Below are 25,531 nucleotides of genomic sequence, written 5' to 3'. Positions count from 1 at the left end.
CGGTGAAGGACGCGGGGGCCGGTGCCGGGGACCGGCCGCGAAGGCATGGCCAAAGCATCCTACTCGCAAGTAACATCAGCTCCATGAGCGCTGAACAGATGACCGCCGGCGAGATGCTCGCCGCGACCGTGCCGATGGTCCGCACCCTCAACCTGGAATTCCTGGAGACCACCGCCGAGCGCGCGGTGATCCGCATGCCGGACCAGCCCGACTACCACAACCACGTCGGCGGACCCCACGCCGGAGCCATGTTCACGCTGGCCGAGTCCGCGAGCGGCGCCATCGTCATCGCCGCGTTCGGCGACCAGCTCTCCCGCGCCGTGCCGCTCGCGGTGCGCGCCGAGATCGGCTACAAGAAGCTGGCCATGGGCGAGGTCACCGCGACCGCCACCCTCGGCCGCCCCGCCGCCGAGGTCGTCGCCGAACTCGACGCGGGCGAGCGCCCCGAGTTCCCCGTCACGGTGGAGATCCGGCGCGCGGACGGCGCGGTGACCGGCGAGATGACGGTGATCTGGACGCTGCGCCCCCACTCCTGACCCGTACGCCGCGGGGATCTGTCGGACACCCCGAGGGCCGCCCCGCACCGCACCGGTGCCGGGCGGCCCTTCGCGCTGTCGGCCCCGGCGGCGCGAAGGGTAGGCTGCCCGCCGTGCGCCGGGCCCGTGTGGGCCACCCGGCGGACGAACCGGGATCACTACGGAGGAAACGGCGTTGCACATCCAGGAGTGGCTGGAGACCGTCCCCGCGATCAGCGTCTACCTCCTGGTGGGCATCGTCATCGGACTGGAGAGCCTCGGCATCCCGTTGCCCGGTGAGATCGTCCTGGTCAGCGCGGCGCTCCTGGCCGCCGGCCACGACGGCGTCAACCCCTGGATTCTGGGCGCCTGCGCCACCGCGGGCGCCGTGATCGGCGACTCGATCGGCTACGCCATCGGCCGCAAGGGCGGCCGCCCGCTGCTGGCCTGGCTCGGCGGGAAGTTCCCCCGCCACTTCGGCGACAGCCAGATCGCCCTGGCCGAGCGCTCCTTCCAGAAGTGGGGCATGTGGGCCGTGTTCTTCGGCCGCTTCGTCGCCCTGCTGCGCATCTTCGCCGGACCGCTGGCCGGTGTGCTGCACATGCCGTACTGGAAGTTCCTCGTCGCCAATGTGCTCGGCGGGATCACCTGGGCGGGCGGCACCACGGCCGTCATCTACTCCGTGGGCGTCGTCGCAGAGGCCTGGCTCAAGCGGTTCTCCTACCTGGGCCTGGGCATCGCCGTCCTGATCGGCCTCTCCTCGATGCTGATCCTCAAGAACCGCGCCAAGAAGGCCGCCGCCCACTGTGCGACCACCGCCGAACCGGCCCCGGCCGCCGACTGAACCGGCCGCCGTTCGACCCGGCCGCCCGCCTCAGCCTTCGCACGCCTCGCGGTGCGCCCTGGCCAGCTCCACGTAACCCACCGCGTTGAAGCGCACGCCCGCCAGCTCCTCCTCGGTGAGCGGCCGCTTCACCTTCGCCGGGACGCCCGCCACCAGCGAACCGGGCGGCACCCGCATCCCCTGCGGCACGAGGGCCTGCGCCGCGATCAGCGAACCCGCGCCGATGTGCGCGCCGTTGAGGACGGTCGCCCCCATGCCGATCAGGACGTCGTCCTCGACGGTGCAGCCGTGCAGGACCGCGTTGTGCCCCACCGACACCCGCTCGCCGACCGTCACCGCGAAGCCGGGATCGACGTGCACGCTGCAGTTGTCCTGGATGTTGGAGTCCGCGCCGATCACGATCGGACCGCAGTCCGCCCGCAGCACCGCCTGGTACCAGAGGCTGGAGCCCGCGGCCATCGTGATGTCGCCGATCGCCACCGAGGTCGGCGCCGTGAACGCGTCCGCGTCGATGCGCGGCTCCTTGCCGCCCAGGGCCATGACCAACGCCTGCTCCGCCATCGCGCGCTCCTCCGTGTCCCGGTGCCGTGGCTCGGGCACACCGTATGCGACGCCCGGCCGGACCACCGGGCCGTTGGGGTGAAGATCACAGGCCGTAGCGCGCGCCCGCCCCGGAGCCGCGGACTACCGTGAGCCCGTGCCCACCCACCGGAACACCCTCGCCACCCTGACCGCCTGGCGGCGGCGCGCCCTGTCCGGGGCCGTCCACCGCTGCTGGCGCTGGGCGCGGGACGCGGGCGCGGTCACCGCCGAACACCCCGGCGGGCTGCGGTTCGGCCGGATCGGCGCCGGCACCCGGCTGGCCTTCCCGCAGGGCACCGTGTTCGGCGAGCCGTGGATCGAACTGGGCGACCACTGCGTCATCGGCGAACAGGTCACGCTGACCGCGGGGCTCATGCCCGACCTGGACCTCGGCCCCGAGCCGATCCTCACCCTGGGCAACGGCGTCGTGCTCGGGCGCGGCAGCCACGTCGTCGCCGACACGACGGTGACCATAGGCGCGGACACGTACTGCGGGCCGTACGTCTACATCACCTCGACCAACCACAGCTACGACGACCCGCACCAGCCGGTCGGCAAGCAGTGGCCCCGGATGGAGCCCGTCTCCATCGGCCCCGGCTGCTGGATCGGGACCGGCGCGGTGATCCTGCCCGGCGCCCGGATCGGGCGCAACGTGGTCGTCGCCGCCGGCGCCGTCGTCCGCGGCGAGGTGCCCGACCGCGCGGTCGTGGCGGGCGCGCCCGCCCGCGTCGTACGCAGCTGGCATCCGGACAAGGGCTGGCAACCGCCCCTGCGGACACCGGCCCCGGTACCGATCCCCGAGGGCGTGACCCCGGAACAGCTGCTGGCGGTGGCGGAGCTCGAAGAGAGCTGAACCGCCGCGTTCCCCGTACCGGCTCGGGCGGGTGGGCACGGCCCACCGTGGTGCAGAATGATCGACCACGCCAGAGAAGATATTGGACGGAACGTGACCGATCTCGATCAGCTGACCCAGTCCCTCGCGCGCAACCTCAAGCGCTGGCGCGGTGAGCGCGGCTTCACCCTGGACACGCTGGCCGCCCGCGCCGGAGTCAGCCGGGGCATGATCATCCAGATCGAGCAGGCCCGCACCAACCCGAGCGTCGGCACCACGGTCAAGCTCGCCGACGCGCTCGGCGTCAGCATCACCACCCTGCTCGACCACGAACAGGGCTCCCACGTCCGCCTGGTCCCCGCCGACCAGGCCGTGCGCCTCTGGTCCACCGAGGCCGGCAGCAGCACCACCCTGCTGGTCGGCACGGAGGCGCGCGGCCCCCTCGAACTCTGGTCCTGGCGGCTGATGCCCGGAGAGGGCAGCCGCTCCGACCCGCACCCCGAGGGCACCGTCGAACTCCTCCACGTCACCACCGGCACCCTCACCCTGGTCGTCGACGACACCCCGTACGCCGTGCCCGCCGGCACCTCCGCCACCTTCGCGGCACACCACCCGCACGCCTACCGCAACGACGGCGAGGACATCGTCGAACTCGCCATGGCCGTCAGCATCCCGCCCGTCGGATGAGACGCCCGCCGCGCCGCGGGGCTCCGCTGTTAGCGTGACGCGCATGCGCGCACCCCTCGGCTCCTTCGACAACGCCCTCCCCGCCACCGACCGCCGGGACCTGCTCACCGCCCCCGTGGCCGCCGCGGTCGGCGCGGGCTGGGGAGGCATCGCCCCCGATCAGGTGCTGCACGTGGACACCGACCCGGAGATCGCCGACACCGCGGCCTTCGTCGCCCACCACGGCGCCGAACTGCTCGACCACTCGGCGAACTGCGTCGTCCTCTCCGGCCGGCGCGGCGCCGACGTCACCCTCGCCGCCTGCCTCGTCCTGTCGCACTCCCGCGTCGACGTCAACGGCGTCGCCCGCAAGCACCTCGGCCTGCGCAAGGCGCGCTTCGCCTCGATGGACACGGCGGTCGGCGAGACCGGCATGGAATACGGTGGCATCACCCCCGTCGGACTCCCGGCCGGCTGGCCACTGCTCATCGACTCCGCCGTCGTGGACGAGGAATGGGTCCTGATCGGCAGCGGCTCCCGCCGGGGCAAGCTCATCGTGACCGGCAAGGCGCTCGCCGCCCTGCCCGGCGCCGAGGTCGTCGAGGGCCTGGGCGTCCGCGCCCCGGACGCCTCCTAGCCGAGCCGGGGGATCTCGATGGCCGGGCAGCGGTCCATGATCATGTCCAGGCCCGCCGCCCGCGTCCGCTCGTACGCCTGCTCGTCCACCACGCCGAGCTGGAACCAGACGGCGCGGGCGCCGGCCGCGACCGCCTCGTCGGCCACCGCACCCGCCAGGTCGCTGTTGACGAAGACGTCCACCACGTCCACCGGGAACGGGATCTTTGCCAGCGAGGCGTACCCCTGCTCGCCGTGCACCGCCTCGGCCTTCGGATGCACCGGCACCACCCGCTTGCCGAAGCGCCGGAGGACCTCGGCCACCCCGTAGGCCGCGCGCGCCCGGTTGTTCGACAGCCCCACCACGGCCCAGGTGTCGCCGGTGTCTTCCAGAATCCTGCGGATCGTCTCCGCTTCTGCGTCCATGCACCGCACAACCGGCCGCCTGTCCCGGCCATTCCCGCAGTACGCATAGGGTGGCGGCATGCAGGAGGAGTACCGGACCGTCGCCCGCGCGGGCGTGCACGAGAGCGAGATCAACCGGTCCCGCTTCATCTGCGCGCTCGCCCCCGCGGCCACCGAGGAGGAGGCGCAGGAGTTCGTCGCCCGCGTCCGCAGGGAGCATCCGACCGCCACGCACAACTGCTACGCGTACGTGATCGGCGCCGACGCCTCCGTGCAGAAGGCGAGCGACGACGGCGAGCCCGGCGGCACCGCCGGAGTCCCCATGCTCCAGATGCTGACCCGCCGCGAGGTCTGCTACGCCGTCGCCGTCGTCACCCGCTACTACGGCGGCGTGAAGCTCGGCGCCGGCGGTCTGATCCGGGCGTACGGGGGAGTGGTCGGCGAAGCCCTCGACGCCATCGGCACCCGCACCCGCCGCCGCTTCCGGCTCGCCACCGTCACGGTCGGCCACCAGCGGGCGGGCAGGCTGGAGAACGAGCTGCGGGCCACCGGACGGACCGTCCGCGAGGTCCGGTACGCGGCCGAGGTGACGATCGAGATCGGGCTGCCGGACGCCGAGGTGGAGGACTTCCGCCGCTGGCTGGCCGACGCCACGGCAGGCGAGGCCCGGGTGGAACTGGGCGGCGAGGCGTACGACGACGCCTGACGCGGACCGTGCGCCCCCGGCGTGATGGGACACTGGGGGCGTGAGGGCACAGGGGCGGAGGAAGCGAACGATGCGGACCGGAGCCGGGTCTTGAGGATTCTGCACACATCGGACTGGCACCTGGGCCGGTCGTTCCACCGGGTCTCCCTGCTCGACGCCCAGGCCGCCTACCTCGACCACCTGGTGGACACGGTCCGCGAGCACGAGGTCGACGCCGTCGTCGTGGCCGGCGACGTCTACGACCGCGCGGTCCCCCCGCTCAGCGCGGTACGGCTCTTCGACGACGCCCTGCACCGCCTGGCCGGCGCCGGGGTGCCCACGGTGATGATCTCCGGCAACCACGACTCGGCCCGCCGGCTCGGCGTCGGCGCCGGACTCATCGGCCGGGCCGGCATCCATCTGCGCACCGACCCCGCGCACTGCGGCACGCCCGTCGTGCTCCCCGACGCCCACGGCGACGTGGCGTTCTACGGGCTCCCGTACCTGGAACCCGCCCTGGTCAAGGACGTCCTCAAGGCCGGACGGGCCGGCCACGAGGCCGTGCTCACCGCCGCCATGGACCGCGTCCGCGCCGACCTCGCCGGGCGCCCCGCCACCACCCGCTCCGTCGTCCTCGCCCACGCCTTCGTCGCCGGCGGCGAGGCCAGCGACAGCGAACGCGACATCACCGTGGGCGGCGTCGCCGCCGTGCCCGCGGGCGTCTTCGACGGCGTCGACTATGTGGCCCTCGGCCACCTCCACGGCTGCCAGTCCGTCACCGACCGGGTCCGCTACTCCGGCTCCCCGCTCGCCTACTCCTTCTCCGAGGCCACCCACCGCAAGACGATGTGGCTCATCGACCTGGACGCCTCCGGCACCGTCACCGGCGCACGCGTCGACTGCCCGGTGCCCCGCCGCCTCGCCCGCATCCGGGGCCGGCTCGACGCCCTCCTGGACGACCCGGCCCTCGACCGCCACGAGGACGCCTGGGTGGAGGCCACCCTCACCGACCCGGTCCGCCCCGCCGAGCCCATGGCCCGCCTCGCCGAACGCTTCCCGCACACCCTCGCCCTCGTCTTCGAACCCGACCGGGCCCCCGACGACCCCGAGACCTCGTACGCCCGCCGGCTGCGCGGACGCGACGACCAGAGCATCGCGGAGGACTTCGTGGCCCACGTCCGGGGCGGCTGCGGAACCGACGAGCGGGAACGGGCGGTGCTGCGCGGCGCCTTCGACCACGTACGCGTGGAGGACGGCGTCCGCGAGGTGAACCGGTGAGGCTCCACACCCTGCGCATCACCGCGTTCGGCCCCTTCGGCACCACGCAGGAGATCGACTTCGACGCGCTCTGCGCCGCCGGTCTCTTCCTGCTCCACGGGCCGACCGGCGCCGGCAAGACCTCCGTCCTGGACGCCGTCTGCTACGCCCTGTACGGAGCCGTCCCCGGCGCCCGGCAGAGCCCCGGCACCTCCCTGCGCAGCGACCACGCCCCGGCGGACCTGCCCACCGAGGTCCGGCTCGACCTCACCGTCGGCGGGCGCCGCCTGGAGATCACCCGCAGCCCCGCCCGCACCCGCCCCAAGAAGCGCGGCAGCGGCCACACCACGGAAAAGGCGCAGAGCCGGCTCCGCGAACACCACCCCGAGCACGGCTGGCGCGCGCTCAGCAAATCGCACCAGGAGATCGGCGAGGAGATCACCCAGCTCCTCGGCATGAGCCGCGAGCAGTTCTGCCAGGTGGTCCTGCTGCCCCAGGGCGACTTCGCCCGCTTCCTGCGCGCCGACGCCGAGGCCCGTGGCCGGCTCCTCGGCCGGCTCTTCGACACCCGGCGCTTCGCCGCCGTCGAGGAACACCTCGCCGAACTGCGCCGGACGGCCGAGGCACAGGTCAAGGCCGGCGACGACCAGATCCTCGCGCTCGCCCAGCGCATCGCCCAGGCGGCCGGCCCCGCCGCCCGTGAGTGCCCGCTGCCCGAGGTCCGGCCCGGCGACCCCGGCCTCGCCGACGCCGTCCTGACCTGGGCCGCCACCGCCCGCAGCGCCGCCCGCGAACGGCTCGACATCGCCGCGTCGGTCCTCGCCACCGCCGAGGGGCGGCACGCCGGGGCCCGCCGCGCCCTGGACGCCGAACGGGAACTCGCCGCGCTCCAGCAGCGGTACGCCGAGACCCGGCGGCGCGCCGACGCACTGGAGGCCGGCCGCGCCGCGCACGAGGAGGCCCGCGAACGCCTCGCGCGCGCCCGCAAGGCCGACCTCGTCGCCCCCGCCCTCGAACTGCGCGAAGCGGCGGAGCGGGCGTACCGGCGGGCGCGCGAGGACCGCGACCACGCCCGGACCCGGCTGCCCGGGAACCTGGCCGACGCGGGCGCCGAGCAGCTGGCGGCCCTGGAACGGCGGCTCCGCGAGGAGCTCGGCGGGCTCGAATCCGCCCGGCGCGCCGAGCGGCGCGCCGCCGAGATCCACGACGAACGCGCCGCCCTGGAACGGCAGGCCCGCGCCGACGACGACCTCGCCCGCGACACGGAGGACTGGCTCGTCGGCTGGGAGGCCACCCGCCGGGACCTCGGGGCCCGCCTGGACGCGGCCCTGGAGGCGGCGACCCGGACCGAACTGCTGGCCCGCCGCCTCGACCCGGCCCGCCGCCGCCTGGACGCGGCCCGCCGCCGCGACGAGCTGGCCGCCGAGGTGACCGCCGCCGAGCAGGCCCTGACCGTCGCCCGCGAACACGCGGTGGGCGCCCAGGAACACCGGCTCGACCTGCGCGAGCGCCGACTGCGCGGCATCGCCGCCGAACTCGCCGCCCAGCTCACCGAAGGCGCGCCCTGCGCGGTCTGCGGCGCGACGGACCATCCCGCCCCGGCCCGCCCCGGCGACGGCCAGGTGGACCGCGTGGCCGAGGAGGCCGCCGAACGCGCCCACCGCGAGGCGGAGAAGGCCCGCGCCGCGGCGCAGCAGGCCCTGGCGCTGGTACGCGAACGCCACGCGACCGCCTGCGCGGAGGCGGCCGGGGAGCCGGACACCGACACGGCGGCCGGCGGACCCGACACGGCCGGCGGACCCGCGCCCACCGTCGCCGCTCTCGCCGCGCTCGTGGACGGCCTCGCCGCCGAGCACGCGCACGCCTACCGGACCGCCGCCGGGGCGCACGCCGCCCGCGAGGCACTGGCCGGGGCCGAGGCGGAACAGCGACGGCGGCTGGAGCAGCGGCAGGGCGTGGAACAGCGGGCCGCCGCGCGGACCTCGCGGCGCGAGTCGCTGGACCGTGAGCAGAGCGGCGTGGACGAGGTGCTGGAGCGGGCGCGCGGCGGACACGCGAGCGTCGCCGAGCACGCCGCCCTCCTCCAGCGCCGGGTCGCCCTGCTGGTGGACGCGGCCGGTGCGGTGCGCGAGGAGGAGCACGCCGCCGCCCGGCTCAAGGAGGCCGACGCCCGGCTCGCGGACGCCGCGTTCCGGGCCGGGTTCGACACCCCGGAGGCCGCCGCCGCGACGCTGCTCGACGACGCCGCGCAGCGTACGCTCCAGCACCGCGTCGACGGCTGGCAGGCCGAGGCGGCGGCCGTCGCCGACCGGCTCGCGGACACCGCAGACCGGGACGCGGCCGCCCGTCCGCCCGCCGCCCCGGACGCGGCGCGCGAGGCGTGCGACCGGGCCGAGCGGGGGCTGCGCGAGGCCGCCGCCGGGCTCGACGCCGCGCGGGAACGCTGCGCCGAACTCGGCAGGCTCTCGCAGCGCGTGGCGCACGGGGTCCGCGCGCTGGGGCCGGTCCGCGAGGAGTACGAACGCGTCGCCCGGCTCGCCGCGCTGACCGCCGGGACCTCGGCGGACAACGCGCGCAAGATGCGCCTGGAGTCGTATGTGCTGGCCGCCCGCCTTGAGCAGGTCGCCGCGGCGGCCACCGCCCGGCTGCGGCGCATGTCCTCGGGCCGCTACCAGCTCGTGCACTCCGACGCCCGCACCGGCGGCCGCCGGGCCGGGCTCGGCCTGCACGTCATCGACGCCTGGACGGGCCGCGAGCGCGACACGGCCACGCTCTCCGGCGGCGAGACGTTCTTCGCCTCGCTCGCCCTGGCGCTGGGCCTCGCCGACGTCGTCACCGACGAGGCCGGCGGCGTACGGCTGGACACCCTGTTCATCGACGAGGGTTTCGGCAGCCTCGACGACCAGACGCTGGACGAGGTGCTGGACGTCCTCGACTCGCTGCGCGAACGGGACCGCAGCGTCGGCATCGTCAGCCATGTCGCCGACCTGCGCCGCCGTATCCCCGCCCAGCTCGAAGTGGTGAAGGAGCGGCACGGGTCGGCCGTGCGGCTGCGCGCGGAGGGGCTCAGCGACTGATCGGGCGGCCGGGCAGCGGCGAGGAGTAGACGACGCTGGTGGTGACGGAGCCGAGGGCGCCGATCTTCCCGGACACGGTCTCCAGATGGCTCATGGAACGGGCCGTCACCTTGAGCACGAAGCAGTCGTCACCGGTGACGTGGTGGGCCTCCACGATCTCCGGCGTGGTCGCCAGCAGGTCGTGGAACGGCTTGTAGTTGCCGTTCGGGTACCGCAGCCGTACGAAGGCGAGGATCGGCAGCCCGAGCCGTTCCGGATCGACCACCGCCGCGTAGCCGCTGATCACCCCGGCCTCCTCCAGCCGGCGGACCCGCTCGGTGACGGCGCTCGGCGACATCGCCACCGCCCGCGCCAGCTCCGCGTACGAGGCGCGGCCCTCGCGCTGGAGGACATCGAGAATGCGCCAGTCCGTGGCGTCCGGGGAATAGTCGCTCATCCGGACAGCGAACCGTGGAATCCCCGGCAGATCAAGAGCGAGGCCGGGGATCTCGCCTTCCGGGCCAGGCGTGCCGCTCGTAGATTTTCTGCCATGACCTCCCAGCCCGGCGCCACCGCCGCCCACCCCGTCCTGAACGTTCCGCCCGCCGCCCCGGCCGACGCCGTCGCCCACTTCGGTGCCTCGCTCGCCTTCCACACCGACGTCTCGGACGTGGCGGCCGCCCTCGCCGCAGGCGGCGACCCCGGCTTCGTCCTGCTGGACTCCCGGTCCGCCGAGTCCTGGGACCAGGGGCACATCCCGGGCGCGGTACATCTGCCGACGGCGCTCGTCGCCGAGCGGGCGCCCCGGCTCCTCGACCCGGCCGTGCCGGTCGTCACGTACTGCTGGGGGCCCGGCTGCAACGGCGCCACCCGCGCCGCCCTCGCCCTGGCCCTGCTCGGCTACCGGGTCAAGGAGATGCTGGGCGGCTTCGAGTACTGGGCGCGCGAGGGATTCCCGTACGAGACCCGGCAGGGCGGCGCGCGGCGTACGGCCGACCCGCTCACCGCGCCGGCCGGCACCGCCGACTGCGGCTGCTGACGACGGCCCGGCCCCGAGGGTGTCCGGGGCCGGGCCGCCGGTGTGTCAGAGCTTCGACAGCTCGTCCACCAGGTCGTCCAGACCCAGCGGGCCCTGGGACAGGGCCGCCATGTGCCACGCCTTGAGGTCGAAGGCGTCGCCGTGCGCCGCGCGGGCGTTCTCCCGGCCCAGCAGCCAGGCCCGCTCACCGAGCTTGTAGCCGATCGCCTGGCCCGGCATCGACAGATAGCGGGTCAGCTCGCTCTCCACGAAGTCCGCGGGACGGCCGCTGTGGTTGCCGAAGAATTCCTGGGCCAGGTCCGGCGTCCACCGCTCACCGGGGTGGAACGGCGAATCGGCAGGGATCTCCAGACCCAGGTGCATGCCGATGTCCACGATCACCCGGCAGGCGCGCATCATCTGCGCGTCCAGATAGCCGAGCCGGCGCTCCGCGTCGGGCAGGAAGCCCAGCTCGTCCATCAGCCGCTCCGCGTACAGCGCCCAGCCCTCGGCGTTGGCGCTGACGATCCCGATGGACGCCTGGTAGCGCGACAGGCTGTCCGCCACGTGCACCCACTGGGCGAGCTGGAGGTGATGGCCGGGCACGCCCTCGTGGTACCAGGTGGACACCAGGTCGTACACCGGGAAGCGGGTCTCGCCCATGGTCGGCAGCCAGGTGCGGCCGGGCCGCGAGAAGTCCTCGGACGGGCCCGTGTAGTACGGGGCGGCGGCACCGCCGGGCGGGGCGATCCGGGACTCCACCCGGCGGACCCGCTCGGCCAGTTCGAAGTGGGTGCCGTCCAGCGCGTCGATCGCCTCGTCCATCAGGCCCTGGAGCCACGCCTGGACCTCGTCCACGCCCTCGATGTGCTTGCCGTGCACATCGAGGTGGGCCAGCGCCTCCCAGGGGCCCGCCCCCGGCAGCACCTTCTCGGCCTCGGTGCGCATCTCGGCCAGCAGCCGGTGGTACTCGGACCAGCCGTACGCGTACGCCTCGTCCAGATCGAGGTCGGTGCCGTTGAAGTAGCGCGACCAGCGGGCGTAGCGCTCCCGGCCCACCGTGTCGGACGCGTCGCCGATCGCGGGCGCGTACACCTCGCGCATCCACCGCCGCAGCTCGTCCAGGGCGCCGGCGGCCTGCGCGGCGGCCGCGTCCAGTTCGTCGCGCAGGGCGTCCGGCCCGGCGGCGGCGAAGTCCTGGAAGAAGCCCTTCGTTCCGTCCCCGACCCACTCGTCGAGCTGGTCGATGAACGTGGCCGCGGCGCGCGGGCTGCCATACAGCTCGCGCTCCAGACCCAGCGCCAGGGACTCGCGGTAGCCGGCGAGCGCGGCCGGGACCGCCCGCAGCCGCTCGGCGACGGCCGCCCAGTCCTCGTCCGTCTCGGTGGGCGTCACCGTGAACACGTCCCGCACCGAGTGCGCCGGGGAGTGCATGTTGGAGACGGCCCGCAGCCCCTCGTCGGCCTCGTGGACGGCGAGTTCGGCCGTCAGGCGCTCCCGCAGCAGCCGGCCGCAGCGGCGTTCGGCGTCGTCGGCGGCACCGGGCAGCGCCTCCGCGCGGTCGAGGCGCGCGAGCGTGTCACGGGCCAGCGCGGCCAGCCGCTCCTGGCCGGCGGGGGAGAAGTCGGGAAGACGGCGCGAGCTTGCCGCGACACCGAGATAGGTACCGGAGATCGGGTCGAGTTCGATGAATGCGTCGACGTAGGCGTCGGCGATCTGGCGCGGCAGCGCGCTGCTGGAAGAGTCTGGCATACCGACATCCTCATACGACGAGGGGCCCCGCGTCACCATCTAATCGGTGGAACGGACCTGTCCCGGCAGCGGCCCGGACCCCGCCCCCGGCACCGGCGGAAGCAGCGGACCGCACTCCCACTGCTGGAAGATCAGCCGCGTCTCCACCCGCGCCACCTCGCGCCGCGAGGTGAACTCGTCCAGCACCAGCCGCTGGAGATCCGCCGTGTCCGCCACCGCCACATGCACCAGATAGTCGTCGGGCCCGGTCAGATGGAACAGCGCCCGCGACTCCGGCAGCGACCTGATCCGCTCCACGAACGGCCCGATCAGCTCCCGGCGGTGCGGCCGCACCTGTACGGAGAGCAGCGCCTCCAGACCACGGCCCAGCCTGGCGGGGTCCAGCCGCAACTGGTGCCCGAGGATCACGCCCGTACGGCGCAGCCGGGTCACCCGGTCCAGACACGTCGACGGCGCGACGCCCACCTCCGCCGCCAGTTCCCGGTACGTGGTCCGGGCGTCGTTCTGCAACAGCCGCAGAATGTGCAGATCGACCGTGTCGAGAGCGACGGATTCAGTCATTCACCGAACGTAGCACGGTGATTCGGCCCCTTGGCCCGGTCAGCGTTCAGAGTGCGGGCATGGACATCGACTCCGTGCCACAGCCCGCGACGACAACCCCGTCCAGGGCGCTCGCCACCGAAGCCGTGCACGCCGGACGCGACGACCTCGCGGCCGGCGGCCTGCACGCCGCACCGATCGACCTGTCGACCACCTACCCCTCGTACGACTCCCGCGCCGAGGCCGAGCGGATCGACGCCTTCGCCACCACCGGGGCCCGCCCGGACGGCCCGCCCGTCTACGCCCGGCTCGACAACCCGACGAACGCCCGCTTCGAAACGGCCCTGGCCCGCCTGGAGGGCACCGAGAGCGCGGTGTCGTTCGCCAGCGGCATGGCCGCGCTCACCGCCGTCCTGCTGGCCCGCGCCGGCGAGGGACTGCGCCATGTGGTGGCCGTCCGCCCGCTGTACGGATGCAGCGACCATCTGCTGGGCGCCGGGCTCCTCGGCACCGAGGTGACCTGGACGGACCCGGCCGGCATCGCCGAGGCCATCCGGCCAGACACCGCCCTGGTCATCGTGGAGACCCCCGCCAACCCGACGCTCGCCGAGGTGGACATCCGGGCCGTCGCCCACTCCTGCGGCGCGGTCCCGCTGCTGGTCGACAACACCTTCGCCACCCCCGTCCTCCAGCACCCCGTCGAGCACGGCGCGCGGATCGTGCTGCACAGCGCCACGAAGTACCTGGGCGGCCACGGCGACGTGATGGGCGGGGTCGTCGCCTGCGACGAGGAGTTCGCCGGGGTGCTGCGCCGGGTCCGGTTCGCCACCGGTGGCGTGCTGCATCCGATGGCCGGCTATCTGCTGCTGCGCGGCCTGTCCACCCTGCCGGTACGGGTCCGGGCCGCGTCCGCGACCGCCGCCGAACTGGCCCGCAGGCTCACCGCCGACCCGCGGATCGAACGCGTGCACTACCCGAAGATCGGCGGCGCGATGGTCTCCTTCGAGGTCGCCGGCGACCCGCACCGGGTCATCGCCGGGGTACGGCTGATCACGCCGGCCGTCAGCCTCGGCAGCGTGGACACCCTCATCCAGCACCCGGCCTCCATCAGCCACCGCATCGTGGCGGAGGGCGACCGGCACGCCGCCGGCGTCGGCGACCGGCTGCTGCGCATGTCGGTCGGCCTGGAGGACGCCGACGACCTCTGGGCCGACCTCGACCGGGCACTGGACGGCGCGGACGCCGCCCGCCCCGCCGTCAGCGCTCGGCCTGCTCGTAGGGCAGCGGCGGCAGGGAGCGCGCCGGGGCCGGGGACGGGCGCGCGGTGATCACCAGGGTGCCCTCCTCCATCTGGTAGTCGAGCGGCAGCGAGAGCGCGCGCATGGCGGCGACCATGCCGGTGTTCGACGCCTGGGTCACGGCGTAGACGCTCTCGCAGCCGTCCTCGGCCGCCATCGCCACGAGCCGGGCCAGCAGCTCGGAGCCGATGCCGCGCCGCTGCCACGCGTCCTCCACGAGCAGCGCCACCTCGGTCTCGTCGCCGTCCCACAGCAGATGCCCGAGGGCGACCAGCCGCCCCGATGCCGTCCGCGCCGCCAGGGTGCGGCCGAAGCGCGGGTTCAGCAGATGGTCCAGATAGCGGTCCGCGTCCCGGACCGGGCCGTGGTAGCGCCGCCGCAGGGTCTGCTCCGAGCAGCGCCCGTGCATCGCCGCGGCCGCGTCGAGGTCGGCGCGATCCGCCCGGCGCACGGTGATCTCGTTGCCCTCCGGCAGGGTGAGCACCTGCCGGCCGCGCGGCGTCCGGGGCCCGAGCCGCGCGTCCAGCTCCACCAGCGCACGGGCCCGCGCGAACTCGGTCGGCGTGAACGGGAGAGCGGGCCGCTCCACCGTGATCACCCCGCCCGAGGGGTCGCGCAGCCGCATCACCGTCTCCTCCAGCACCCCTTCGACCGGCGCGGACTGCCCGGTGGCGCGTCCGGTCACCGATACGGCGGGCAGCGAGCGGATCGAGCAGCGGCCGAGCAACTGGCGCAGCGCCAGGGGTAGTTCGGCGCCGTCCAGAGCGGTACGGGTGGCGAGGCCGAGCACCCGGGTCGGGGCGTCCACCAGGTCGTGGGCGTCGGCCCGTTCGGTCCAGGTGGAGGTGCCCCCGGCGGCGGCCACCGCCCGGCTCAGCTCCCGGGCCGGCAGCGAGGCGGGCACCCGCAGCAGGAACTCGTCCACGGTGCCCCGCGCCAGCGGATGCGTCTGGAGCGCGAGGATGTCGATGCCGTGGCCCGCCAGCACCGTGCACAGGGCGGCCAGACTGCCCGGAGCGTCCCGCACGGTGGTCCGCATCCGCCACAGCACGGTGCCCCCGGGGCTCATGTCCTGGCCCCCCGGGGCCGTGTCCGGGCCGGCGGACGCGGGCCCCGGGGGCGGTGACGGCGGCGGGGCGTGGCCGTAGCCGATGCGCCTGGCCCACCAGGCGCGGAACACGGCCGTCACGGTCGGCCCCCGGCGGCGGCGGGCGTTCTTCGCGGACGTCGTATCGGTCATGAAACCACTGTGACCGTGACGTGTTGCCTCATCACCAACGCTCTGTGACCGGTGGGTTAACCGAGCGGCAGGCCTTCCGCCGCCCGGCACGCGGCCTCCAGACGTATCGCCTGCCGCACCAGCTGCGTCGTGCCACCGCGCGCGGCCGTCGCGGCCACTCCCGGTATGGCGCCGGTGGCCGGCGGGCCGGAGCGCTCCGCGCACTCGGCCGCCACCGCGAGCAGATCGCTCAGCCCCCGGGGCGCCCGCTCCCGGCCCAGCAGCGCGGGCAGCACCGGCACCAGCACGGACAGCACCGTCCCGTACGCCCCGGTCTCCGCCGCCGTCCGGACCGCGTCCGCCAGCCGGTTCGGCTTCACCGACTCCTGCTCGATCAGCATGGCCAGCTCACGGCCGAGCAGCCCGGCGTCCAGCCGCCCCCGCGCCGCCAGCACCAGCAGGGCGTCCACCGTCGAGAGCCGGTCCTCCGCCTGCCGGGCGCCGAGCCCGTATGCCACGGCGAGATGGGTCGCGCCGGCCGCCGGACCGCCGGTCTCGGCGAGCGCGGGCAGCAGCCAGGTGTGGCCCCGGTCCTCCTGGACGCAGGCCGCGACGGAGGGCAGCAGCCAGGCCGCCAGGGTCTCGCCGTCCTCCGGGAGGGTGGCGATCCAGTGCGGGGACTCCGCGACCCAGCAGTAGCAGTCCTTGTTGCGCGGGGAGTGCCCGCTCCCGAGCCAGTGGAACGCCGGCGGGAGCTTCTGCCGGACGAGCGGGTTGTCCCTGGTGGCGAGCAGCGCGCGGCGCGCCCTGACCACCGTCTGCCGCAGCCAGTCGCGGCCGACCTGGACGTCCGTGTCCACATGGCGGGGCACCACGGACGCCACCGGCTCGTCCGCCCGGAGCCAGGCCGCCAGCCGGTCGCCCTCCTCGGTGCCCAGCGCGTCCGCCTCGCGCGCGGCCTCCTCCGCGTCCGCGCGCCGCACCCGCAGGAGTGCCTGGGCGAAGTCCACCGGGGCGGCCCGGACCCCCAGTGCCCGGTAGCCGCGCAGCCGCTCGACCAGTTCCGCCGCGTCGATGGACCCGGTGTGCCAGGTCGGGGTGGCCAGCAGATACGGCAGCCGGCCCGACCGCAGCTCGGCGGCCGCCTCCCACATCCGGGCCGACATGATGCCGTTGAGCGCCTGGTGGCAGCACTTGGCAGTCCCGCTCCCGTGGGCGCGCGCATCGTGCACGACCTTCATGGGGAACCGGTCGAGCAGGGACGCCGCGACGGTGTGCAGGCTGCCGCCGTCGCGGGACATCTGCCACTCGACCTCCCCCTTGGGGGTGGTGGCCCACCACAGTCCGGCGAGCGCGGGCTCCAGGGTCTCGACCAGCTCCCGCGTCCCCTGGTGGGCGTACCGGACGAGGCCGTCCAGGGCCCGTTCGAACGCGGTGATGTCCTCCTGGTCCGGGCTGATCAGGACGGCCGTCACCTCCTCGGCCAGCTCGGCGACCGAGCCGTGCGGCGGGCCGAGGGGGCGCGGGACGGGCGGCGGCGGCAGGATCTCCTCGTACGGCACCGCCGGTTCGTCCTCCAGCAGGTCCCCGAAGACGGCGAGCGCCGCCTGCCGGTGCACGGGCGCCAGCTGCGAGGCCATCCCCGCCACCTCCTCCCGGACCTCCGGCGACGCGGCGGGCAGCGCGCGGGCCACCAGCTTGAGCGCGCGCTCCTGCGCGTCGGTGTCCGGATGCCCGAAGGCGTCGGCGATCACCGGCAGCAGCTCGTCCGCCGCCGAGGGATCGCGGCGCAGCACCTTGCCCAGCTGGATCAACTGGGCGCGCACCAGCTTCTTCTCGGTGCGGAAGAGGACCGCTCCGGACACCTCGGCCAGCTGCCGCACGGACAGCGCGCCCTGCGCGTGCAGCCGGCCCAGCACCTCCTGGGCGTGACCGGCCACCGTCGAGGGACCGTCCGCCGCCAGCGCCATCCAGTCGGCGACCCGCGCCGCCTCCTCCTCGGGGGTGGGTTCGAGACCGCGTACCACCAGCAGGCAGAAGCGCAGATCCGTGGGCTTCCCGCCGCCGCGCAGCAGCCGCGCGACGCACGCGTCGAGCAGGGCGCCCCGGTCGAGCAGGCCCTCCGCCGCCAGCGTGCTCAGCGCGGCCGGCCAGTAGTCGCCGGGGGAGGCGCTGTCCACCCACGCCACCGACGACGGCAGTTCCGGCATCGTCAGCAGATGCGCGACCAGGCCCCGCAGGTCGTCCTCCTTCCGCAGGACCTCCACCAGCGGCACACCGCGCCGCCACTGCCAGCGGGAGACGCCGGCCTGCTCGGCCCACACCTGGACCATGCCGTCCGTGACCGGCAGCGGGCAATCCGCCCTGCGGGCCAGCTCCACGACGAGCCGGTACTCGGCCTCGGTCTCCACGGCGCGCGCGGCCAGCCGTCCGGCGAGATCGGCCAGCCACGCCGGGTCCCGGTCGGCGAGGACCTGGAGCACCCACGGATACGGCGAGTGCGTCCAGTCGCGCATGTCCCGGGCCCCGAGCCACGTCGCGCAGCCCGCCGCCCCGGTGTGGCAGCCCGCACCGGCCACCATGACCGCCTTGCGGACACGGGTGCGCGCGTCCCACGCCCACCCCCGCGCCTCCTTGCGCAGCTCCTTCAACTCGTCCAGCGCCGCCTTGCGTTCGCGCCGGTCGAGCCGGGCCACCAGCGCCGGGACGTCGTCCAGGCGGCCCTCGCGCACCGCGTCGAGCAGCGTGCTCATCGGACACCCCCGGCGACCGTCGCGCCACGCCGGACCATCCGGACGGCCAGGGCGTGCTTGCACGGCCCCCGGCGGCCCCGGTAGTCCGCCCACCACTGGCAGGTGCAGCTCAGCGCCCCCGCCCGTTCGCGGACCTGGTAGCGCCGGTCGCCCGAGCGCACCGCCGCCACCTCGCCGTCCAGCTCCACCGCGCCCTCATGGGCCAGCCGGCGCGCCGCCACCAGCCGCGGATTGTGCCGCTCGGCCCGGTCCGCGTCGTACGGCAGCTCACGGTGGAAGTACGCGGCGTCCGCCAGGTCGTACCCCACCCGGCCCGCCGTACCCAGCCGGACCAGCGCGGCCCGCACCCGCTCGGCCGGGAGGCCCGACTGCTCGGCCAGCACATCCGGCTCGATACGCGGCTCCCACGCCAGCAGCACCGAGATCAGCTCGGCGTCGGCCGCCGCGTCGTCCGTGGCGAGCGCCTCCAGCACCCCTCCCTCACCGGAGAACCCCCGCGAGGCGTCCGGCGACAACGTCAGCGTGAGCCGCATGCCCGGCAGCACCACCTCCCACGCGCTCGCCGACGCCGCGCCGTCCGCAACCGGCCCGTACACCCGCAACGCCGACGCGTACCGCAGGACCCGCTGCAAGGTGGCCAGCCGCTGCGGACCCGGCAGACACACCGCGCCGGACACCGGACGGGTCGTCGGCCGCAGCGTCCGCCCGGCCGGCACCACCCACTGCGCACCCCGCGAGGCGTTCCCCGAGGACCGGGGCAGCGATCTCAGGAACCGGACGGCCTCGGCCGCCGAGAGCTCGGCCCGCAGATCGAAGGTGGCGGAGACCACCTGCGCCTCGGCGAATCCCCGCAGCCAGCGGTCCGGCAGCGGCACCTTCTTCTCCACCACCGATCCGGCCGTCGTGGTGACCGCCATCTCCTGCGGACCCACCCGCAGATGCAGCGGCTCGTCGCCACCCATCCGGGACAGCGCCTCCCGCAGCGGATTGTTCACATCCACATTGGTGGTGCCGTGGTCCGTCCGGGCGCCCTCCAGACCCTCGCTCAGCACGTCCAGCCGCGCGTACACCCCGCAGCACCCGGAGAACGACTCGAAGCGCAACCGGTCCCCGTTGCCCGTCACCACCGGGTCCAGCGAGGACAGCAGCGTCCGCTGGTAGTAGCGGGCGGCGGCGACGTCCGCCACGGCGAGCAGCCCCCGCGCCGCTATCTGCGGCGAGGCCAGGAAGCCCTCGAAGAACCGGGGATGGGGCTCCAGGCCACGCGGGGTGGAGCCGCCGGCCGTCTCCAGGCCGAGCAACTGTCCGGCCTGGGAGGACGCCAGGGCGGAGGGACGTGAATAGGCCAGGGCCTGCACGGTTCGGGTCATGGGAAAAACCGTAGGTCCCGCCACTGACAATCGGCCCCCGCCGCAGGTCACAGGTGGTTCGGGCCGCATTCGGCGAGCGCCCGCACACCACGGACGATGTCCGCCGGCGCCAGGTGCGCGTAACCGAGGACCAGCCGCACGCAGCCGTCCCCGGACCCGTCCGTTCCGTACGTGCGCAGCAGCCGCACCGCGATCCCGGCCCCGGCCGCGCGCTCCGCGAACTCCTCCTCGGGACCCCAGCGTTCCGGCAGCCGCGCGATGGCGTGCAGGCCCGCCGCGACCCCGCTCACCTCCGAGCCCGGGAAGTGCGCGGCCAGCGCCCGCGTCAGCACGTCCCGGCGCTCGCGGTACGCGCGCTGACAGCGCCTCAGCTGGCGGTCGTAGCCCCCGCCGGTCACGAAGTCGGCGAGCACCGCCTGGTCGAGGGCCGGATTGCCCAGGTCCATCGTCCGCTTGCGGTCCACCAGTTCGGCGGTCATCGACGCCGGCGCGATCAGCCAGCCGAGCCGCAGACCGGGCGCCAGGGACTTGCTCACCGAACCGGTGTAGGCGACGTGCTCCGGATCGAGGCCCTGCAGGGCGCCCACCGGTGCGCGGTCGTAGCGGAAGTCGCCGTCGTAGTCGTCCTCGACCACCAGCCCGTCCGTCTCCCGCGCCCACTCCAGGAGCCGGCTGCGCCGCGCCGCGGAGTAGGCCACCCCGGTCGGGAACTGATGCGCCGGGGTCGTCACCACGGCCCGCACCCCGGAGCGCGCCAGCGGCCCCGTCGCCAGCCCCTCGTCGTCGAGCGGGACCGGGGCCGTCGCCACGCCCGCCGAGGCGAAGAGCGCCGTGTGCTCCGGACTGCCGGGGTCCTCGACGCCCACCGTGCGCACCCCGCGCCCGTGCAGCACGAACCCGAGCAGCGTCGTCGCCTGCGCCACCCCCGAACACACCAGCAGCCGTTCGGGGTCGGCCACCACCCCGCGCCGCCGCGTCAGCAGCGCGGCCAGCGCCTCCCGCAGCTCCGGCAGCCCGCGCGGGTCCGGGTAGCCGAGGGCGCCGTGCGGCAGCCGGGCCAGCGCCGAACGGTGGGCTGCGGCCCAGGCGCTGCGCGGGAACAGCGAGAGGTCGGGCGTACCCGGCCGGAAGTCGACGCGCACGGTGCGGGCGCGCGGCGCCAGGTCCCGCGCACCGCCCGCCGCCGCCCGCGCCGACCCGCTCACCCACGTTCCCGCACCCCGCCCGCTGCGCAGATAGCTCTCGGCCGTCAGCTGCTCGTACGCCTCCGTCACCAGACCGCGCGAGACGCCCAGGTCGGCGGCCAGCTCACGGCTGGACGGCAGCCGCGTCCCCGGCGCCAGCCGGCCCGAGCGCACCGCCTCGCGCAGCGCCGACCGCAGCGCCCGGCCCCGGCCGCGCGCCGGAGCCGACGCCACCGGCAGCAGCAACTCCCAAGCGGCGGACACGGACGGCGGATTGGTCCCCGAAGCTGTCATGGAAGTGGACCTTAAACCGAACCACCGCGCTCCCTAACGTCGGAGTCATGAACGCGACCTCCCTGCGCGGCGCCCTCCCGGCCGCCTTCGCCTGCGTCCTCGTCGGCGCCTCCTTCACCGCCAACAGCGTCCTCGGCGACTACCCCTACGCGGGCGGCCAGGCACTGCGCTACGGCCTGGCGGCGCTGCTCCTGCTGCCCCTGGTCGGCCGGGCCGGCGAACCGCGCCCCCTCGCCACCCTGCGCCTGCTCACCGGGCGCCAGTGGGGGCGGCTGGCGCTGCTCGCCGCCATCGGCATGGTCGGCTTCAACCTCGCGGTCCTGACCGCCGAACGCTCCGCGGAGCCCGCCGTTCCGGGCGTCTTCGTGGGCTGCGCGCCGATCGTCGTCGCGGTCCTCGTCCCCCTGCTCGACGGACGCCGGCCCGCCCGTCCCGTGCTGTACGCCGCCGCCCTGGTCGCCGCGGGCGCCTTCACGGTCCAGGGTTGGGGCCGCACCGACCTGGCCGGAATCCTGTGCTCGGTCGGCGCCCTGGCGGGCGAGGTGGGCTTCGCCGTCCTCGCCGTACCGGTGCTGCGCCCGCTGGGCCCCAAGCTGCTGTCCGCCACGGTGTGCGTGATCGCGGCGGCCGAGTCGGCGGTGCTCGGGCTGGTGCTGGACGGCTCCGGTTTCCTGCGGGTGCCCACCGGCGCGGAGACGCTCGCGCTGCTGTGGCAGGCGGCCGTCGTGACCGTCATCGGCTTCGTCTGCTGGTACATGGGCGTCCAGCGCATCGGCGCCGAGCGGGCCACCCTGTTCTCCGGGCTCATCCCGGTCTCCGCCGCGCTCACCGCCCCGCTGGTCGGCACCGGCTCGTACGGGCTCGGACAGGCCGCCGGCTCCTGCCTCGTCGGCCTCGGCGTGGCGATCGGGTCGGGCGTGCTCGGACGGCGCGACGCGGTGCCCCCGGCGGCCGGGGCGGGGGACGTCGCCGACGGGCGGCGGCCGGACCGTGCGCCCGCCGCAACCACCGCTCCGTAGCGATCGGTTCAGGACGTTCGCGAAAGTCGGCTCATCCGGTCGGCACCCAGGCTTCTTTCGGCCGGTATGGCTGATTCGGGCGAGTCCGGGCGGAAACGTTCCACAGCCCCACGTCACCCCTCCGACGTGGGGTTTTGTGCTGCGCGCGGCCGCCCTGACCACGAACGTCCTGTGAACGCTGTGCGGCGGAGCACCGATTCACAGCTTTCGGAGCGCAGGATTGGTCTTGACCAAGGGGAAGCGCCGTCTTAAGGTCTCAACGTTAAGACAGGAACCTTTAATAAATAACGTCGCGGAATAGCCGCCGGGCGATTGCGGAGGACAGGGTGGGGACCACGCAGCTGGAAACGGTGCAGGAGCCGAAGTACTGGCACCTGAAGACCGTGCTCGGTGAGGCACTCGACTCGGACTTCTCGGTGGGGGAGATCCTTCCCAACGAGCGTGAGCTCGCCGCCCGGTTCGGTGTCGCGCGGGCGACGCTCCGCCAGGCCCTGGAGCAGCTCGAACTCGAAGGCCGGCTCCAGCGCCGCCGGGGCGTCGGGACCACCGTCGCCCCGCCGCGCGTCGGCGTGGCCGTCTCCACCGCCCGCCACGACTGGAGCGAGGGCGGCACCGGCGAGGCATGGCAGCCGGTCGACTGTGAGAGCGCTCCCGCACCCGCCGCCGTCGCCGCGACGCTCAACGTGGGCGGCGAGGAGCCGCTGCACGTCGTGCGCCGCATCCGCACCGGCCACGGCCAGGTGGTCGCCGCCGAACTGCTCTACGTACCGGCCTCGTCGGTGCCCGAGCTGTCCGGCATAGACGCGCCCTCCGGCGCCGCCCGCGCCCGCAATGTCGTCCGCGAACTGCACCGGCTCGCCCTCGAGGGCCAGGACCGGTCCGTCGAGCTGGGCTCCGCCCGCGCCGACGACGCCAGGGAGCTGGACCGCCTCCCCGGCGCCCCCGTCCTCGTGGTGACCACGCGCTACCTCGCCGCCGGCGGCACCGCGGCCGTCTCCGTCGCCACGTACCGGGCCGACACCTGCCGGCTCACCTTCGGGGACTCGGGCGACCTGGAGATCAGCCACCCCGCCGAGGAGCGCCAGGCCTCCTGAACCGGGGCCGCGGCGGGCACCGCCCGTACGGCCCCGAACCGCACCCCACGGCCCGTCGCGTTCAGCGGCGGGCCGTCACCGTTCCCTCGATGGCGAACAGCTCCTCCTCCACGTGGTCCAGTGCGAGCCGCAGCGCGCCGGTCGCCACGGCGGCCTCTCCGAGGAGCGACAGGGCCACCCTGGGGGGCCGCAGGCAGTACCGGGCCAGTTCGCCGCGCAGGGGGTCCAGTACGCCGTCCAGACCGGCCGCCCAGCCCCCGACCACCACCAGCTCCGGGTCGAGCGCGAGGACCAGTGCCGCCACATCGTGCACCAGGCGCTGGATGAACCGCTCCACCGCCGCCTGCGCCAGCTCGTCGCCGTGCCGGGCCTTCGCGAAGACGGCGGCGACCGCGTGCTCGTCCAGCGGGTCCAGCGGGGTGTCCGTCGTGGAGAGCAGATGCTCCGGCGTCACATCGCGGCCCAGCAGGTGCAGCGCGCCGATCTCCCCGGCCGCGCCGCCGAACCCCCGGTGCAGCCGGCCGCCGATCAGCGAGCCCGCCCCCGGACTCAGCCCGGCCAGCACGAACACGATGTCGTCGGACTCGATCGCCGCGCCCTTCCAGTGCTCGGCGACCGCAGCGGCGTTGGCGTCGTTCTCCACGAGGACCGGGCAGCGGAAGGAGCGCCCCAGGCGCTCGCCGAGCGGCAGGCCCGTCCAGCCCGGCAGCGCGGTGCCCAGCCGTACGGTCCCGTCGGCCTCCACGATCCCCGGACTGCCCACGCCCACGGCCCGCAGGCTGCTGCGCACCACGCCCGTACGGCGCAGCACGTCGGCGACCACGGCCCGGACCCGCTCCAGGCGGTCGTCGGCGTCCGCGGTCTCCGACACCTCGCGGGAGCCGGCGCCGATGATGCGGCCGTCCAGGCCCGACAGCAGCGCGGACACGCGGTGCGGGCCGATCTCGATGCCCAGCAGGTACCCGGCCTCGGCCCGGAACCGGAAACGGCGGGCCGGACGGCCCTGGCGGCGGGTTTCGGCCCCGTCCGGGGCGGACTCGACGACCAGACCCGCCTCGAAAAGCCCTTCCATGACACCCTCGACCGTCGGCCGGGACAGGCCCGTGAGCCGTGCCAGGTCCGTGAGAGTCGAGGAGGACGCGCCCCGGAGGGCATGCAGTACCACCGCGGAATTGATCCGTCGCAGCAGCGACGGGTCCCCACCGGTCAGCCGGCCCACGGTGTGTCCTCCCAGCTAGTGCGCATGTCAGGCGGATGGTACTCGCTGCTCAGGGGGAGGGCGACCGCAGGATGCGAACCTGTATCCAAAGGTCTCGACCGGTCGTTACCGGCGCTCGCGGCCCCGGAACCACCGGCCGGCGGCATCTGCCCGAGCGGGTCCGCCAGTTGGCGCCGGACGGCGACGGGCGACGGGTCAACTGGCGGTCGCAGGCCGGGAACGAGATGGCTGAAATCGTCTCAAAGTGCGGAGCGGGGCGTCGATTGTCAGTGCGGGACGGTTTACTGACGGCATGACCACCGCACATCACCTCCGGCTCATCGACGGGATGCGCGCCCGTGCGTTCCCCGTGGAGCGGGTCCGGGCGGGTTCAGGGGTCAGCGGTCCGGGCTACCACGTGGCCCACCTCCACCCGGAGGACGCCTGGGACGAGGGCCGGGACGACGACGAGGCGGACCGGCTGAAGCACCGCGCCCAGTGCGTCGCGGACCACGAGGCGCTGGTGACGCTGCTCGGAAGCCGCTGGGGCGAACCGATGCTGGTGAGCCTGTTCGGCGCCCGGGAGCGGATGGTGTCCGGTGAGGAGATACCCGAGCCCTGGGCGGACGTCGTCGCGGGCTGCGAGTTCCTGCGCCTGTGGCAGGTCGGGGAGCGGTGGATAGCCCTGGCGCTCTGTCTGGAGGAGGGCGGCTCCGGCTGCGAGCTGAGCGTCGTGGTGACGGAGACGGACCCGCCCTGAAGCGCGGCAACAACGCCCTAGGCGTGGCCGTCCTCCACGGCGGCGCGCAGCCGGCCGTACTCCTCGGCCATGGTGTGCGCGGTCCAGTGGGCGTTGAGGCCGCTGGGGTTGGGCAGCGCCCAGACCCGGGCCCCGCCGATCGTCCGCTCCTGGGGGCCGATGCGGGCCCGGCGGTCGCCGAACGCCGTGCGGTACGCGGTGACGCCCACGACGGCCAGCCAGCGCGGGCGCAGCCGCTCCACCTTGGCGGTGAGAATCCGTCCGCCCTCCCGGAACTCCTCGGCGGACAGCTCGTCGGCCCGAGCGGTGGCCCTGGCGACGACGTTGGTGATGCCGAGGCCGTGGTCGAGCAGTTCGGCCTGCTCGGCGGGGAGCAGCCGGCGCGGTGTGAAGCCCGACAGATGGAGTACGGGCCAGAAGCGGTTGCCGGGGAACGCGAAGTGGTGCCCCGTGGCGGCCGTCGTCAGGCTCGGGTTGATGCCGCAGAACAGCACGCGCAGGCCGCCCGCGACCACGTCGGGTACGACGCGGTCGCGGGCGGCCCGGAGCTCTTCGGGGGTCATCCGTCGGCAGCG

24 protein-coding genes are annotated in these 25,531 nt (G+C 74.7%); 13 read left to right on the top strand and 11 right to left on the bottom strand.

The features are described 5' to 3' along the window. The first annotated feature begins 98 nt into the window (after window positions 1-98). Together OG710_RS02730 and OG710_RS02725 are read left to right on the top strand one after the other, a co-directional pair. Window positions 99-536 (top strand): DUF4442 domain-containing protein, encoded by a 438-nt coding sequence (locus tag OG710_RS02730; RefSeq protein ID WP_330242141.1) that lies wholly within the window; start codon window positions 99-101, stop codon window positions 534-536. A gap of 175 nt (window positions 537-711) precedes the next feature. Further along, window positions 712-1,359 carry a DedA family protein gene (locus tag OG710_RS02725; RefSeq protein ID WP_330237920.1) on the top strand — a complete coding sequence of 216 codons (648 nt, stop codon included), beginning with the start codon at window positions 712-714 and terminating at the stop codon, window positions 1,357-1,359. Between the two features lie 30 nt (window positions 1,360-1,389). On the opposite strand, the gene OG710_RS02720 is transcribed toward OG710_RS02725, so the two are convergent. Then, window positions 1,390-1,920: a gamma carbonic anhydrase family protein gene (locus tag OG710_RS02720; RefSeq protein WP_330237919.1), complete on the bottom strand. Its 531-nt coding sequence runs from the start codon at window positions 1,918-1,920 to the stop codon at window positions 1,390-1,392. Window positions 1,921-2,056: 136 nt separating this feature from the next. On the opposite strand from OG710_RS02720, the gene OG710_RS02715 reads away from it, so the two are divergent. The 3 genes from OG710_RS02715 to OG710_RS02705 all read left to right on the top strand — a co-directional run bounded on the left by OG710_RS02715 (window position 2,057) and on the right by OG710_RS02705 (window position 4,076). Next, the gene (locus tag OG710_RS02715; protein ID WP_111334363.1) at window positions 2,057-2,794 is read left to right on the top strand and encodes an acyltransferase; all 738 of its coding nucleotides are present in this window, start codon (window positions 2,057-2,059) and stop codon (window positions 2,792-2,794) included. A 93-nt stretch (window positions 2,795-2,887) separates the two neighbouring features. Then, window positions 2,888-3,460: a helix-turn-helix domain-containing protein gene (locus OG710_RS02710; RefSeq protein ID WP_330237918.1), complete on the top strand. Its 573-nt coding sequence runs from the start codon at window positions 2,888-2,890 to the stop codon at window positions 3,458-3,460. 43 nt (window positions 3,461-3,503) lie between these two features. Further along, window positions 3,504-4,076: a YbaK/EbsC family protein gene (locus tag OG710_RS02705; RefSeq protein WP_330237917.1), complete on the top strand. Its 573-nt coding sequence runs from the start codon at window positions 3,504-3,506 to the stop codon at window positions 4,074-4,076. On the opposite strand, the gene OG710_RS02700 is transcribed toward OG710_RS02705, so the two are convergent. Then, window positions 4,073-4,480: a CoA-binding protein gene (locus OG710_RS02700; protein WP_330237916.1), complete on the bottom strand. Its 408-nt coding sequence runs from the start codon at window positions 4,478-4,480 to the stop codon at window positions 4,073-4,075. The genes OG710_RS02705 and OG710_RS02700 overlap by 4 nt on opposite strands. 58 nt (window positions 4,481-4,538) lie before the next feature. Between OG710_RS02700 and OG710_RS02695 the strand changes: the two genes are divergently transcribed. The 3 genes from OG710_RS02695 to OG710_RS02685 all read left to right on the top strand — a co-directional run bounded on the left by OG710_RS02695 (window position 4,539) and on the right by OG710_RS02685 (window position 9,478). Further along, entirely contained in the window at window positions 4,539-5,165 is a 627-nt protein-coding gene (locus OG710_RS02695; RefSeq protein ID WP_239226330.1) for a YigZ family protein, read from the top strand. A gap of 90 nt (window positions 5,166-5,255) precedes the next feature. After that, window positions 5,256-6,422, top strand: coding sequence for an exonuclease SbcCD subunit D (locus tag OG710_RS02690; protein WP_330237915.1), 1,167 nt, complete (start codon window positions 5,256-5,258; stop codon window positions 6,420-6,422). Next, window positions 6,419-9,478, top strand: coding sequence for an SMC family ATPase (locus tag OG710_RS02685; protein ID WP_330237914.1), 3,060 nt, complete (start codon window positions 6,419-6,421; stop codon window positions 9,476-9,478). The genes OG710_RS02690 and OG710_RS02685 overlap by 4 nt, the downstream gene beginning before the upstream one ends. Here OG710_RS02685 and OG710_RS02680 read toward each other — a convergent pair. After that, window positions 9,468-9,914, bottom strand: coding sequence for an Lrp/AsnC family transcriptional regulator (locus OG710_RS02680; RefSeq protein ID WP_330237913.1), 447 nt, complete (start codon window positions 9,912-9,914; stop codon window positions 9,468-9,470). The two genes, OG710_RS02685 and OG710_RS02680, sit on opposite strands and share 11 nt — an antisense overlap. A gap of 93 nt (window positions 9,915-10,007) precedes the next feature. On the opposite strand from OG710_RS02680, the gene OG710_RS02675 reads away from it, so the two are divergent. Continuing rightward, window positions 10,008-10,496, top strand: coding sequence for a rhodanese-like domain-containing protein (locus OG710_RS02675; RefSeq protein ID WP_330237912.1), 489 nt, complete (start codon window positions 10,008-10,010; stop codon window positions 10,494-10,496). Between the two features lie 45 nt (window positions 10,497-10,541). Here the strand turns inward: OG710_RS02675 and OG710_RS02670 are convergent, their stop codons facing one another. Next, complete coding sequence (locus OG710_RS02670) at window positions 10,542-12,227, bottom strand: DUF885 domain-containing protein (RefSeq protein WP_111334379.1); 1,686 nt, start codon at window positions 12,225-12,227, stop codon at window positions 10,542-10,544. Window positions 12,228-12,266: 39 nt separating this feature from the next. After that, complete coding sequence (locus OG710_RS02665) at window positions 12,267-12,788, bottom strand: Lrp/AsnC family transcriptional regulator (RefSeq protein ID WP_111334381.1); 522 nt, start codon at window positions 12,786-12,788, stop codon at window positions 12,267-12,269. 59 nt (window positions 12,789-12,847) lie between these two features. Here OG710_RS02665 and OG710_RS02660 point away from each other — a divergent pair, with 59 nt between their 5' ends. Beyond that, window positions 12,848-14,095 carry a trans-sulfuration enzyme family protein gene (locus tag OG710_RS02660; protein WP_330237911.1) on the top strand — a complete coding sequence of 416 codons (1,248 nt, stop codon included), beginning with the start codon at window positions 12,848-12,850 and terminating at the stop codon, window positions 14,093-14,095. Here OG710_RS02660 and OG710_RS02655 read toward each other — a convergent pair. Genes OG710_RS02655 through pdxR form a run of 4 tightly spaced genes read right to left on the bottom strand, consistent with a single transcriptional unit; the run spans window position 14,025 to window position 20,885 of the window. Beyond that, on the bottom strand, window positions 14,025-15,305 hold the full coding sequence (locus OG710_RS02655; protein WP_330237910.1) for a GNAT family N-acetyltransferase: 1,281 nt from the start codon (window positions 15,303-15,305) through the stop codon (window positions 14,025-14,027). The genes OG710_RS02660 and OG710_RS02655 overlap by 71 nt on opposite strands. A gap of 56 nt (window positions 15,306-15,361) precedes the next feature. After that, on the bottom strand, window positions 15,362-18,037 hold the full coding sequence (locus OG710_RS02650) for a DUF7824 domain-containing protein (protein ID WP_330237909.1): 2,676 nt from the start codon (window positions 18,035-18,037) through the stop codon (window positions 15,362-15,364). Then, on the bottom strand, window positions 18,034-19,407 hold the full coding sequence (locus OG710_RS02645) for an SWIM zinc finger family protein (protein WP_330237908.1): 1,374 nt from the start codon (window positions 19,405-19,407) through the stop codon (window positions 18,034-18,036). Before OG710_RS02645 ends, OG710_RS02650 begins: the two co-directional genes overlap by 4 nt. A 47-nt stretch (window positions 19,408-19,454) precedes the next feature. Next, window positions 19,455-20,885, bottom strand: coding sequence for a MocR-like pyridoxine biosynthesis transcription factor PdxR (gene pdxR, locus OG710_RS02640; protein ID WP_330237907.1), 1,431 nt, complete (start codon window positions 20,883-20,885; stop codon window positions 19,455-19,457). A gap of 47 nt (window positions 20,886-20,932) precedes the next feature. On the opposite strand from pdxR, the gene OG710_RS02635 reads away from it, so the two are divergent. Beyond that, on the top strand, window positions 20,933-21,904 hold the full coding sequence (locus tag OG710_RS02635; RefSeq protein WP_330237906.1) for a DMT family transporter: 972 nt from the start codon (window positions 20,933-20,935) through the stop codon (window positions 21,902-21,904). Window positions 21,905-22,230: 326 nt separating this feature from the next. After that, window positions 22,231-22,998 (top strand): GntR family transcriptional regulator, encoded by a 768-nt coding sequence (locus tag OG710_RS02630; protein WP_330237905.1) that lies wholly within the window; start codon window positions 22,231-22,233, stop codon window positions 22,996-22,998. 61 nt (window positions 22,999-23,059) lie between these two features. Here OG710_RS02630 and OG710_RS02625 read toward each other — a convergent pair whose 3' ends face one another. Further along, complete coding sequence (locus OG710_RS02625; protein WP_330237904.1) at window positions 23,060-24,217, bottom strand: ROK family protein; 1,158 nt, start codon at window positions 24,215-24,217, stop codon at window positions 23,060-23,062. A gap of 292 nt (window positions 24,218-24,509) precedes the next feature. On the opposite strand from OG710_RS02625, the gene OG710_RS02620 reads away from it, so the two are divergent. Further along, complete coding sequence (locus OG710_RS02620) at window positions 24,510-24,956, top strand: hypothetical protein (RefSeq protein ID WP_330237903.1); 447 nt, start codon at window positions 24,510-24,512, stop codon at window positions 24,954-24,956. Window positions 24,957-24,973: 17 nt separating this feature from the next. Here the strand turns inward: OG710_RS02620 and mug are convergent, their stop codons facing one another. After that, complete coding sequence (gene mug, locus OG710_RS02615; protein WP_111334397.1) at window positions 24,974-25,519, bottom strand: G/U mismatch-specific DNA glycosylase; 546 nt, start codon at window positions 25,517-25,519, stop codon at window positions 24,974-24,976. Between the last annotated feature and the right edge of the window lie 12 nt (window positions 25,520-25,531).

The sequence above is a fragment of the Streptomyces sp. NBC_00525 genome (assembly GCF_036346595.1).
GTDB lineage: Bacteria > Actinomycetota > Actinomycetes > Streptomycetales > Streptomycetaceae > Streptomyces.
The sequence above is the reverse complement of the archived record's forward strand: the minus strand, read 5'-3'. Positions and strand labels throughout refer to the sequence as shown.

Bases quoted from the DNA above. Each gene is read 5' to 3' on its own strand.
- OG710_RS02680 (WP_330237913.1), bottom strand. From the start codon at position 9,914: ATGAGCGACTATTCCCCGGACGCCACGGACTGGCGCATTCTCGATGTC.
- OG710_RS02635 (WP_330237906.1), top strand. From the start codon at position 20,933: ATGAACGCGACCTCCCTGCGCGGCGCCCTCCCGGCCGCCTTCGCCTGC.
- OG710_RS02665 (WP_111334381.1), bottom strand. From the start codon at position 12,788: ATGACTGAATCCGTCGCTCTCGACACGGTCGATCTGCACATTCTGCGG.
- OG710_RS02620 (WP_330237903.1), top strand. From the start codon at position 24,510: ATGACCACCGCACATCACCTCCGGCTCATCGACGGGATGCGCGCCCGT.
- OG710_RS02670 (WP_111334379.1), bottom strand. From the start codon at position 12,227: ATGCCAGACTCTTCCAGCAGCGCGCTGCCGCGCCAGATCGCCGACGCC.
- OG710_RS02705 (WP_330237917.1), top strand. From the start codon at position 3,504: ATGCGCGCACCCCTCGGCTCCTTCGACAACGCCCTCCCCGCCACCGAC.
- mug (WP_111334397.1), bottom strand. From the start codon at position 25,519: ATGACCCCCGAAGAGCTCCGGGCCGCCCGCGACCGCGTCGTACCCGAC.
- OG710_RS02650 (WP_330237909.1), bottom strand. From the start codon at position 18,037: ATGAGCACGCTGCTCGACGCGGTGCGCGAGGGCCGCCTGGACGACGTC.
- OG710_RS02660 (WP_330237911.1), top strand. From the start codon at position 12,848: ATGGACATCGACTCCGTGCCACAGCCCGCGACGACAACCCCGTCCAGG.
- OG710_RS02700 (WP_330237916.1), bottom strand. From the start codon at position 4,480: ATGGACGCAGAAGCGGAGACGATCCGCAGGATTCTGGAAGACACCGGC.
- OG710_RS02675 (WP_330237912.1), top strand. From the start codon at position 10,008: ATGACCTCCCAGCCCGGCGCCACCGCCGCCCACCCCGTCCTGAACGTT.
- OG710_RS02655 (WP_330237910.1), bottom strand. From the start codon at position 15,305: ATGACCGATACGACGTCCGCGAAGAACGCCCGCCGCCGCCGGGGGCCG.
- OG710_RS02645 (WP_330237908.1), bottom strand. From the start codon at position 19,407: ATGACCCGAACCGTGCAGGCCCTGGCCTATTCACGTCCCTCCGCCCTG.
- OG710_RS02695 (WP_239226330.1), top strand. From the start codon at position 4,539: ATGCAGGAGGAGTACCGGACCGTCGCCCGCGCGGGCGTGCACGAGAGC.
- pdxR (WP_330237907.1), bottom strand. From the start codon at position 20,885: ATGACAGCTTCGGGGACCAATCCGCCGTCCGTGTCCGCCGCTTGGGAG.
- OG710_RS02720 (WP_330237919.1), bottom strand. From the start codon at position 1,920: ATGGCGGAGCAGGCGTTGGTCATGGCCCTGGGCGGCAAGGAGCCGCGC.
- OG710_RS02730 (WP_330242141.1), top strand. From the start codon at position 99: ATGACCGCCGGCGAGATGCTCGCCGCGACCGTGCCGATGGTCCGCACC.